This is a genomic window from Roseixanthobacter psychrophilus (assembly GCF_043195195.1).
Classification (GTDB): Bacteria; Pseudomonadota; Alphaproteobacteria; order Rhizobiales; family Xanthobacteraceae; genus NCEH01.
Genome location: NZ_JBAFWT010000047.1, coordinates 16613 through 28258 on the forward strand (window position 1 = coordinate 16613; position 11646 = coordinate 28258).

Genomic DNA, 11646 nt, shown 5'->3' on the forward strand with positions numbered 1-11646 from the left:
CGGGGGCGCTGGATGAAGAAGCGTGGCGCAGGTGGCGAAATTGCCACCGGGTGTGAGTGTATTGTCGTGCATCAACAGCGCCGGCAGCGGCCGGTTCGGACGATCATATCGGCGGACTTCGCCTCCTCAGTCTCGCCTGCGGCGATCGCCGCCTTCTCCCACCAGCGCACGCGGTCGGTCTCTCCTGGGCTCCTGTCCGGGTTCACGCGCGGCGCTCAGGGGATGAGCGTGCGGCGCTCCCATGCGCTCGCTCTCGCCGCGATGCTCGCCGTCGGCGCCAGCGCGGCGCACGCGGCCGAGATCCAGCAGAACGACGGCACCGGCGGCACCAGCGCGACATCCTCCTCCGGCATGCCGACGGCCGGCACCTCCGGCGGCAACGTCCTCTTCAACGATACGACGCCGCAGAGCGTCAGCGATGCCGGATTCCAGACCATCTGGGTCGGTGCCCTCAGCCGCGGCGGCAATGGCGGCAACGCCTATCGGACCGGCACCGACGGCACCGGCACGCCGCAATATGGCAACGTCGGTGCGGCGCCGGGCAATGGCGGCGATGTCGGCCTCGTGCTCAACGCGCCGCTGACGGCCTATAGCGGCGTCCAGTACGGGCCGAGCACCAGTTCGGGCGTGCGCGGCGTCATCGCCCAGTCGGTCGGCGGCAATGCCGGCGCTGGCTGGTACGGCATCGCCGGCGGAACGGCGGGCGAGGCGGGCCTCCTCAGCAATGCCGCGGTCAGCCTCTATGTCAACTGGGGCGCCCCGCAGCTCAACCAGACCGTGGGTCTTGCCGCGGTGGCCCATGGCGGTTTCGGCACGGCGACTACCAAGAATCAATTCGATGGAGGCGCCGGCGGCAATGCCGGGCCGGCCTATGTGACAGCGAATCTGGGCGGCGACGTCCTGATCGACCAGTCGAACGCCCCGTCCTCGCTGGCCTCGGGCTTTGCCCGCGCCTTCCCCAATCCCAACCCGGTCGCCGGGCCCTTCACCGGCGCCGGCGACTTCGTCGGCGCCGGCATCGTCGCGTCCTCCTGGGCCGGCAATGGCGGCATGGGCTACGACCATTCGACGGGCGGGGCCGGCGGCGGCGCGTCCACCGCGCAGGTCCGGCTCTTCGATGCCGGTGTCAGCATCATTTCCAGCGGCACCCAGTCGGCGCGAATGACGCAGGGCGTGCTGGCGGAGAGCGTGGGCGGGACGGGCGGCAATGGCGGCCTGCAGCAGAACCACAGCAGCGGCGGCGGGGGTGGCGCGTCCGGGCCGGTGAATATCGTCTTTTCGGCGACAACGCCGCCCCCCGCCGGCACGGTGCGGACAATCTCGACGCAGGCGTTGCAGTCGCCGGCGATCGCCGCTCTGGCCTTTGGCGGCGCGGGCGGAAACGGCACCGATTATAGTGCGTTCAATGTCGCGGGCGCCGGCGGCGATGGCGGCGCGGGCGGCGCCGGCGGCGTCATCGGTGTCCATATGGGCACTCCCGCCCTGCCGACGGCGGTGAAGGTCAGCACGATGCTCGACCAGTCGCCGGCCATCTATGCGGTGTCCAATGGCGGCAATGGCGGCACGGGCGGCGAGTATGGCGGTGGTGCGACCGGCAATGGCGGTGCGGGTGGCAATGGCGGCAATGGCGGGAAGGTGACGATCGTCACCTATGGCGACGTCACCACCGCCGGCCCGACCAATTCCCCGGGTATCTGGGCCCTGTCGAAAGGCGGCGACGGCGGCGATGGCGGGGAGGCCGGCAGCGGCGTGACGGATGGCGGCACGGGCGGCAATGGCGGCTCGACGGGCATGGTGAACGTCGTCGCCAATAGCGGCACTCTCTCGACCGCCGGCACGGCATCGCCGGGCATCTTCGTCCAGAGCATCAGCGGCACGGCCGGCAACGGCGGCAACGGCGATTCGGTGTTGTTCGGCGCAGCCGGCGGGGCGGGCGCGGGCGGGGCGACTGGCCTCATCTCGGTCGGCAACCTGGCCGCCATCGTCACCACTGGCGACCAGTCGCAGGGCATGCTGATCCAGAACCAGTCAGGCAGTGGCGGCTCGGTCGGCACGGGCGGGAGCCTGTTGTATTCGAATGGCGGCAATGGCGGCTCGGCCGGCACGGTCGGCGACACCCAGGTAACCCATGCCGGGTCGATCCAAACCAGCGGCGCGCAATCGGCGGGCATCCAGGTGCAGTCGCTGAGCGGCGGCGGCGGCACCGGCGGCATCAGCAACGGATCCGTCATCCAGATCGGCGGCGATGGCGGAACCGGGCAGAACGCCGGCACCATCGAGGCGACGATCAGCGGTTCCATCCAGACGTTCGGAGAAGGCAGCCACGGCGTGCAACTGCAGGCGATCGGCGGCGGCGGCGGCGCGGCCACGGATCTTCCCCCCGGCTTCCTCACCGGCATTGGCGGCTCGGGCGGCGTGGCCGGCAATGGCGGCGCGATCACCTCGACCACGAGCGGCGTCATCGGCACGCAGGGCGACGGCGCGATCGGCCTGCTGGTGCAGTCGATCGGTGGTGGCGGCGGCAGCGCGGGCGGCGGATCGGGCATCGTCGCCATTGGCGGCAGCGGCGCCAGCGGCGGCTCCGGTGGTACGCTCACCGTCACCAATTCCGGCACGATCACCACGCAGGGCATCCAGTCCTACGGCATCGCCGGCCAGTCGGTCGGCGGCGGTGGCGGCGTCGGCGGCGGCACGACACTTACCATCGTCTCGGTCGGCGGCTCCGGCAGCATCACCGGCAATGGCGGCGCGGTCACCTTCAACGGCATTGGCGGCAACGTCACGACCACGGGCGAACAGGCCTATGGCATCGTGATGCAGTCGGTCGGCGGCGGCGGCGGCATCGGCGGCGACGCGGACGTCACCTCCGCCACCAACAACGGCACCGGGCTCATCGCCGTCGGCGGCGCGGGCACGTCCGGTGGTAGCGGCGGATCCGTCGGCTTCACCGCCGGCGGATCGGTGACCACCGAGGGCGACAACGCCCATGCCATCATCGCCCAGTCGATCGGCGGCGGCGGTGGCATTGCCGGCAACGCGACCTCCTATAGCGCCTTCGCCGGCATGGCGATCGGCGCCCAGGGCGGCAGTGGCGGCGCGAGCGGCACCGTCACGGTCAGCACGTCGCCCGGCACGCAGATCACCACCTACGGGACCTCGGCGGCTGGCATATTGGCGCAGTCCACTGGCGGCGGCGGCGGCGCGGCGGGCGGTGGCTATTCCTTCACCGTAGGGGCCGGCTTTGCGGCCTCGCTGGCGACCGGCGGCAAGGGCGGCTCCGGCGGCTCGGGCAATACCGCCAGCGTGACGCTTTCCGGCGCCACCATCATCACCGGCCTTGACACGGCAAGCGCCGTCGACCCGACGACGCTGCCCGACGAGACGGTGCTTGATCCGCTGCCGATCGATGCGGCCGGCGTCGTCGCCCAGTCGATCGGCGGCGGCGGCGGCAATGGCGGGTCGGCCAGTGCCAAGGCCATCGCGGTCGACGTTCCCAATCCCTTCGCGCCGGCATCCGGTGCCATTTCGCTGTCGGGCGCCTTTGCCGTCGGCGGTTCCGCCGGCACGGCCGGCAATGGCGGGACGGCCACCATCAATCTCAGCAACGGCAGCAACATCCTCACCTATGGCAATGGCGGTTTCGGCCTGCTCGGCCAGTCGGTCGGCGGCGGCGGCGGCCGCGGCGGCGATTCCTCCGCCTCGTCGGTCTCCTTCGGCCTGAAGGATGTCGCCTCGCTCGCGGGGTTCAAGAACTACAATCTCGACCTGGCCTACAGCAATGGCGGCAATGGCGGCGGCGGCGGCTATGGCGGACCGGTCAACATCACGCTGGGCGGCGTCGACTTCGTACAGGACGGCAGCAGCCTGCCCGCCTCCTCGGTGGAGACGCTCGGCGACTATGCCTTTGCGGTGGCCGCCCAGTCGATCGGCGGTGGCGGCGGCGATGCCGGCTTCGGCGCCGGCTCGACGCAGAATTTCACCTCGTCCTCCTCGGCGCTGACCATGGCGCTCACCGTCGGAGCGCAGGGCGGCACGGGCGGCGCGGGCGGCACCGTCAGCGTAACGCAATATGCCAATGCGCCGATCTACACGTTCGGCGACACCGCCTATGGCATCTTCGCCGAGAGCGTGGGCGGGGGCGGCGGCAGCTCGACCGGCGGCTCGTACCAGGCCGGCCTGCCCTCCATCAACAATGTGCAGAAGATCCTCGACGGCCAGTCCGTGCCCTATGTCGGCGGCCTGATCGGCAAGGCCACCATCAAGGCCGGCACCAATGGCGGCACCGGCGGCACCGGCGGTCGGGTCAATGTCGATGTCAACGGCTTCGTCTCGACCGGGGGCGAGGCGGCAATTGCCGTGGTGGCACAGAGCGTGGGTGGCGGTGGCGGCGTGGCCGGCAGCGCCGGCTCGGCGGCCTCCTCGGACAACCCCTATCTGCCGAGCTCGCCCATCGACGGGCTGCGCGACGCCAAGAAGCTCGCCGACAACGCATTGGCCGGCTACCTCCTCAACCTCTACAACCTGATCGGCAGCGACGCGAGCAAGTGGAGCGCGCTGACGGCTTACCTGCCGAGCTTCAACTTCAACCTCTCGCTCGGCGCGCGCGGCGGAACCGGCGGATATGGCGGCGCCGTCGACGTCACGCTCGACGACGCGACGATCGCGACGGCGGGCGACTACGCCAAGGGCGTGGTGGCGCAGTCGGTCGGCGGCGGCGGTGGCATTGGCGGCGCGGCGGCGGCCGGGGGCAGCAAGGGCATCGGCAGCTTCCTCAAGCTCCAGTTCGACGCCGCGCTCGGCGGCAGCGGCGGGGCGGGCGGCTATGGCGGCGCGGTGACGGTCGACATTGGCGGAACTACGATCAGCACCACCGGCTTCGCCGCCACCGGCCTCATGGCGCAGAGCATCGGCGGCGGCGGCGGGATCGCCGGCTCGGCCGAGTTCAATGCCAGCAGCCTAGTGTCGCTCGGCATGACCAATGGCGGCTCGGGCGGCTCGGGCAACCAGGGCGGCACGGTGACGCTCGGCCAGCTTGGGAGCAACGCCACCACCATCACCACCGTCGGCGACCAGGCGCATGGCGTCATCCTGCAGTCGATCGGCGGCGGCGGCGGCCTCGCCGAGCAGGGCTACAGCCTCGTTGGCAACCTCCCGCTGGCGTTCTTCGGTGGCCAGAGCCTCGCCCTGACCGTCGGCGGCAGCCAGGGCGGCAATGGCGGCACGGTGCAGACCGATCCCACCAACGCACCGCTGCTCGACATCTCCACCTCCGGCCAGGCGGCCTTCGGCTTCATCGCCCAGAGCGTAGGCGGGGGCGGCGGCATCGCCGGGCAGATGACCGGCATCGGCGGAACCTTCACCGCCGGCGGCGTCAATCCTGACTCAGTCTTTGCCAATGGCGGCACGGTGAACGTCGCGCTGCAGGATGGCAGCCGGATCGTGACGAGCGGCGACAGCAGCTTCGGGCTGTTCGCGCAGTCGGTCGGCGGCGGCGGCGGCATTGCGGGCCTGGCGGCGTCGGACCAGACCTGGACCAGCGTACTGATGTATTATTCCAATACCCAGAACAACCAGCCCGCGTCCAATGGCGACGGCGGGGCGGTGACGGTCAACACCGGCAAGTCGACCATCCTTACCACCGGAGCAAATGCGCATGGCATCTTCGCCCAGAGCGTCGGCTCGAGCGGCGGCATCTGGGCGTCCTCGGACGGTGTCAGCGCCATGTTCACCGGCACGCATGGCGGCAAGGACTCCAATGGCGCCGGCGGCACCGTCACCGTCACCCAGGACGGCACCCTCATCGCCAATGGCTATCAGTCGATCGGCATCTTCGCCCAGTCGACCGGCCTGACCAACGAGAAGAGCGTCGACTACCCGATCAACGGCACCGTCACCGTCAATGTTAACGGCTATGTCTCGGGCGGTTCAGGACCCGGCAGCTGGGGCGTCTGGGTCGACAGCACGAATTCGGTGAACAGCATCAATATCGGCGCCGACGGCCTGGTCCGTTCCGATTACGGGCAGGCGATCAACGCCACCGGCGTCGGCTACAACTCCGTCAACAATTACGGTACCGTGGTCGGCTCCTATTCGCTGACGACGACGCTGTCGCAGGGCTATTTCAACAATTATTCCGGCGGCGTGCTGGTGCCGCAGGGCACGCTGAAGGGCGACCTCACCAATGGCGGCACGGTGTTCCTCGCCTCGGTGCCCGACGGGTGGGCGCCGTCGCTGGAAGCGAGCCTCGTCCATGGAAGGGTGGCGCTGGTCGCCGCGCTCGGCGAGCCCCAGACGACGACGCTGATCGGCAACCTCACGCAGACGCCGGGTGGCCTCATCGTCACCCAGGCCGATTTCAGCGCCGGGACCATCGATCGCCTTCTGGTTACCGGCGATGCCGCCCTCGACGGCGGGCTGCAGGTACTCTCCTCGAACCTCTTGCCGAACCGCGCGCTCACCTTCCTGCAGGTGCAGGGCGAGGCCTCCGGCACGCTCGAAGGCGCGACCGCCAATATATTCGACTTCGACGTCACCCGCAGCGGCGGCGACTATGCCGTCTCGGCCACCGCGGACTTCACGAAGGCGGGCTTCGGCCTGACCGCCGGCCAGATCCGCGCAGCCCACCACCTGCAGGCGATCTGGAACGCTGGCGGCGGCGTCTTCGGCCCCCTGTTCGGCGCCCTGTCCAACGTCGAGGCAGGCGACTATCCGGGGGTGCTGTCAAACCTCGCCGCCGACACCGTGAACGCGGCCGGCGCCGAGAGCATCAATCTGAGCCAGCAGCATCTGGATCGGCTGATGAGCTGTCCGATCTTCGAGGGCGAGACCGCCATCGTGGCGCAGACCAACTGCTACTGGGCGGTCGGCTCGGGCGCGCGCTTCGAGCAGAACGCCTTCGACGGCGGCGGCAGCTACAACGACACCACCTACAGCTACGCCGTCGGCCTGCAGAAGGAGTTCGCGCCGGACTGGTTCTACGGCATCGCCGCCGGCTTCGACGACAGCAACATCTCCGGCCAGGGCGTCTCGTCCGACGGCAGCACCGGCTGGATCGGCGTCAGCCTGAAGCACGAGATCGGGCCCTGGCTGTTCGCCGCTGCGGCGAGCGGCAGCTTCGGCTCGTTCGACATCAGCCGCGCGGCGGTGATAGGTCCGGTCGGTGGCATCGCCGAGGGTACCAGCAACCTGAGCGGCGGCAGCGGCCGCCTCAGGGCCGCCTACACCTTCGGCGACGACCGCTTCTACGCGAAGCCCTATCTCGACCTCGACCTGCTCTATACTCATCTATCCGGCTATACCGAAGCGGGCGCCTCCCTGCTCGACCGTCAGGTCTCGGGCAGCTCGGAATGGACCGCGATGGCGACGCCCGCGGTGGAGTTCGGCACCCGGCTCAACCTGGAGAATGGGCACGTGCTGCGCGCCTATGCCAAGGCCGGGGTGACCTTCTCCAGCACCGACAGCTGGTCGAGCACGGTGCGCCTGCTCGCCGCCCCGGCAGGGGTCGGCGGCTTCGACGTCGTGCTGCCGCTGGACGACGGGTTCGCCCGCGTCGGCGCCGGCCTCGACCTCGGCGGTTTCAAGAACGGCCTCAACCTGCGGGCCGAATATGACGGCGCCTTCTCGGAACACACCAGCCGCAACATGGGATCATTGCGCCTCTCGGTACAATTCTAAGACGCTTGCCGCCTGGATGGCCGTCAGGCGGGCGCTTCCATCTGGCGCAGCCGGCGGGCGGCGGCGCGGCCGAGCGGTACCATGTGCTTCGCGTGGTCGAGGAAGAGCTGCGCCCGGCCACCTTCGAGCCATTCGACCCGGTCCACCTGCGCCAGGTTCACGAGAATAGAACGGCTCAGGCGCAGGAACGGCGGTCGCGGCAGATCCGCCTCGAACTGGCCCAGCAGCCGGCACACCAGTTGCTCCCGTCCGCCGGAGATGGCGATTCGGGTGAAATCGCCCTCCGCCGTGAGCGAGAGCACCGCCTGGAACGGCAGGCTCAAGCGCGCGCCCGGGAGATTGATCAGCAATCGGTCCTTGTCGGGGGCGGGAGCATCCCGCCCGTTCCGCTCGCCCTGGAGATCATGGCGCTGCCGCAGGCGCTGCACGGTGAGGGCGAGGCGCTCGGGATCGACCGGCTTTACCAGGAAATCCGCTGCCGCCACCTCGAAGGCGTGCACGGCGTAGCGGCTATAGGCGGTCACGAACACCACGTCCGGCTGCGGGCCGGCACCGTCCAGCATCTCGAACCCCTCGCCGTCGCCCATCTCGACATCCATGAACACGACGTCGGGGCGGACCTTGCGGAGCGCCTGCCGGGCTTCGGCGACGCTGCCCGCCTCGCCGACGACGGCCACATCGTCATGTTCCTCCAGCAGGCGCTTCAACGCGCGACGCGCCGGCGGTTCGTCATCCACCAGCATCACGCGAAGCATAGCGGCCCTCGCAGGATCAGCCGCGTGCAGACAAGCTCCTCCTCCTGAGCGACGAGGATGTGATGTCCGTCGGGATAGTGCAGTTCGAGCCGGCGCCGCATATTGGCTAGGCCCAGGCCGGGTCGGCCCTCCGGGCGCGGCGCATAGATGCCGGGATTGGTGACGGTGATGGACAGATGCCCGTCCTGCAGGCTGGCCGAGACCGTGATCTGCAACGGCGCCTGCATGGCCGGCCGCAAGCTGTGCTTGACGGCATTTTCCACGAGCCCCTGCAGGATCAGATGCGGCACGGCGAAATCGGCCGCCTCCGGCTCCAGCCGCACGGCGCAGCTCAGGCGGCCGTCATAGCGCAACTCCTGGATGCGCAGATAGGCGCGCACCGCATCGATCTCGTCCGCGAGCCGACAGGCCAGGCGATCCTGATGGTCGAGGCAGTAGCGCATATAGTCGGAGATGCGGCGCGTCATCTCCAGCGCGACGTCCGGCCGCTCGGGGATTTCCGCCGTCACCGTGTTGAGGGCGTTGAACAGGAAATGCGGATCGAGCTGGGTCCGCAACTGCTGCAGCTCCGCCCGCGCGGCAGCGGATTCCGCTTCGCTTCGCTGCACCCGCTCGGCCCGGACCGCATGGTCCGCCGTGAGCCAGAAATAGGCCAGCGCCCAGCCGAGGAAAATGATGGTGTAGTAGAGAACCGGAATGTAGGTGCCGCCGAGGTCGTTGAAGGGCAGGCCCAGTGCCGTGGCGAGCTGCCGCATGATCTGGACGACGCCAAGCATGACCATGCCGCCGGCAACGCAGGCGGCGGCGGCGATGGGGATGGCCCGGATCGCCGGCAGCGGCGAACGGATGTGATCGCGGATCACGCGGTGCGCCAAGCCGGTGAGACCGAAGCCGAGGCAATCGCACACGGCGGTGCGGACCAGCGCATCGCTGAAATTGCCGAAGAAGATGGTTCGTATCGTGATGCCCAGCACGGCGATGAACAGCCATCCGGCGAGGTTGGCCTGCCAGAAAGTGGAGGGCACCGGCATGCGCAAGGGCCGCCACGGCTGATTGCCGGAACGAGCGCCCCAACGCTGATGATCAAGTGTCATCGTACCCCCCCTTTTTCAGCTACCACGGCCGCAGCCGACGATAAAGCTGCGATCAGGCGGAAGGTCGCCGCATCATCGGCAGTTCGGCGGCGAGGCATGTCCTCCGGCGAGGCGAGCGCTGCCCATCAACTCGATGAGATGCAACGACACAACAACAGACGCCACGAACCCTTCAAATAGGCTCAAGCTGCTGATTTTAAAATATTTTGAAGCCTTGTACCCCCGGCGGCCGGACAGCACGGCTAGTCCGACTGGAAGGGCGCGAGCGCCTTTTGGTTCCCACCCGTTTCCCGCCTTTCCCTGACAATGTCAGGCGTGCCGCGGCCGCCGCGGCGCGCGATGCGTTGCGGCCTGAGGCGGCCTCCGCTATATACAGCACGTCGGAAAAGGCAGACTTGGCTTGGTCAGCCCAAGTCCTTTCGGTAACGAAAGCTCTGGTCTTTGGCTTCGGGCCTGAGATCCCCACGACGAACGTCGGGCGCTGTTGAGGCGCCAATTCGTTCGTCCGTGCGGTCTCGAACCGAGGAACGCTCCGGTCGAACATCTTCGACCCAGGAGCCGTCCATGCCCATGTCCCACGCTCACATCCATGACGTCATTATCGCCGGCGCCGGCCCGGTCGGGCTGTTTCTCGCGTGTGAGCTGCGGCTCGCACATGTCTCCGTGCTTATCCTGGAGCAGACCGACGATCCGCGCTCACCCTTGAAGGCACTGCCCTTCGGGATGCGGGGCCTGTCGGCGCCGACCATCGCCGCTTTTTATCGCCGCGGCCTGCTCGATGAGATTGTCGCGGCCCAGCGCGCGAACGACGCCGCAGGCACGACCAAAGCCTCCGCCCACTGGATGCAACAGGAGCGGCGGCCTGCCGGCCACTTTGCGGGCATCCCGTTCTTTCACGAGGACATCGACGCCGCGCGGTGGGCTCGTCGGCTGCCGGGTCCAGCCGGTGTCAATCTTGCGGTGGATATGCAGTCTCTCGAATCCGTCCTCGCCACACGGGCGACGGCCATGGGCGCGGAGATCCGGCGCGGTGTCGACGTGGAGGACTTTGAGCAGAGCGATTCCGGCGTGATCGTCCATGCCGGGGGAAAGATATTCCAAGCGCGCTGGCTGGTCGGTTGCGACGGGGGCCGCAGCACAGTGCGCAAAGCCGGCGGATTCCCGTTCGTGGGCACCGATCCCGAGTTTACAGGCTATTCGGTCAAGGCCGATCTGGCCGATCCGGATGCGTTGAGCCCGGGGCGCAGCTACACCTCCACGGGCCTGTACACCTATGCCAAGCCCGGCATGATCGCGATGGTCGATTTCGACGGGGGCACGTTCCACAGGACATGGCCGATCACGCGGGCGCACGTCCAGGAGGTGCTGCAACGGGTCTCGGGCACCGACGTTGCTCTCACCGCACTGCACCTCGCAGCTACCTGGACAGACCGCGCCTGCCAGGCGTCGGCCTACCGCCAGGGCCGGGTGCTCCTCGCCGGCGATGCAGCGCACATCCATTCGCCCCTTGGCGGCCAGGGTCTCAATCTCGGCCTCGGCGACGCCATGAACTTGGGCTGGAAACTGGCCGCCGCCATCCACAGCCGAGCGCCGGCCGGACTACTCGACAGCTATTTCGCCGAACGGCATCCGGAAGGAGCCCGGATCCTTGACTGGTCGCGCGCCCAGGTGGCACTCCTGCGCCCCACGCCGAGCACGCGCGCGCTAGGAGCCATCGTCCGCGATCTCATTGGGACGCGGGACGGGGCAACCTATTTCGCTGAAAAGGTGTGGGGCGTATCCCTGCGCTATGATCTCGGCGGCGGCCATCCGCTCGTCGGCCAAACCGTTCCCGATTTTGAACTGGCCGATGGAACAAGAGTGGGAGACCTTCTGCAAGACGGCCGTGGCCTGCTCCTCGACTTCGCCTCCGATGCACCGCTCCGGGCACTCGCGAACCGCTGGCAAGGCCGGATCACCTATATCGCGTCCGATGCGAAGGACCGTCTGGGATTGCGTGCGGTGCTCGTGCGTCCCGATGGTTTTATTGCCTGGGCCAGCGAGACCGCTGCCCATGATGAGGGCGCCCGACAGGCCGCGTCGCGCTGGTTCGGTGCGCCCGGCTGACCTGTATCGCCCTTAAA

The 11646-nt window shown here is 68.7% G+C and carries 4 protein-coding genes; 2 read left to right on the forward strand and 2 right to left on the reverse strand.

The annotated features are described in order from the left end of the window. The first annotated feature begins 228 nt into the window (after positions 1-228). The gene (locus V5F77_RS24840; RefSeq protein ID WP_429007875.1) at positions 229-7674 is read left to right on the forward strand and encodes a hypothetical protein; all 7446 of its coding nucleotides are present in this window, start codon (positions 229-231) and stop codon (positions 7672-7674) included. Between the two features lie 23 nt (positions 7675-7697). Here V5F77_RS24840 and V5F77_RS24845 read toward each other — a convergent pair whose 3' ends face one another. Both V5F77_RS24845 and V5F77_RS24850 read right to left on the reverse strand, forming a co-directional pair. Beyond that, entirely contained in the window at positions 7698-8429 is a 732-nt protein-coding gene (locus V5F77_RS24845; RefSeq protein WP_429007876.1) for a LytR/AlgR family response regulator transcription factor, read from the reverse strand. Beyond that, positions 8417-9523 (reverse strand): sensor histidine kinase, encoded by a 1107-nt coding sequence (locus tag V5F77_RS24850; RefSeq protein ID WP_429007877.1) that lies wholly within the window; start codon positions 9521-9523, stop codon positions 8417-8419. The genes V5F77_RS24845 and V5F77_RS24850 overlap by 13 nt, the downstream gene beginning before the upstream one ends. 564 nt (positions 9524-10087) lie before the next feature. On the opposite strand from V5F77_RS24850, the gene V5F77_RS24855 reads away from it, so the two are divergent. Next, a complete protein-coding gene (locus V5F77_RS24855; RefSeq protein WP_429007878.1) occupies positions 10088-11629 on the forward strand; it encodes an FAD-dependent oxidoreductase in 1542 nt (513 codons plus the stop codon). Positions 11630-11646: the final 17 nt, after the last annotated feature.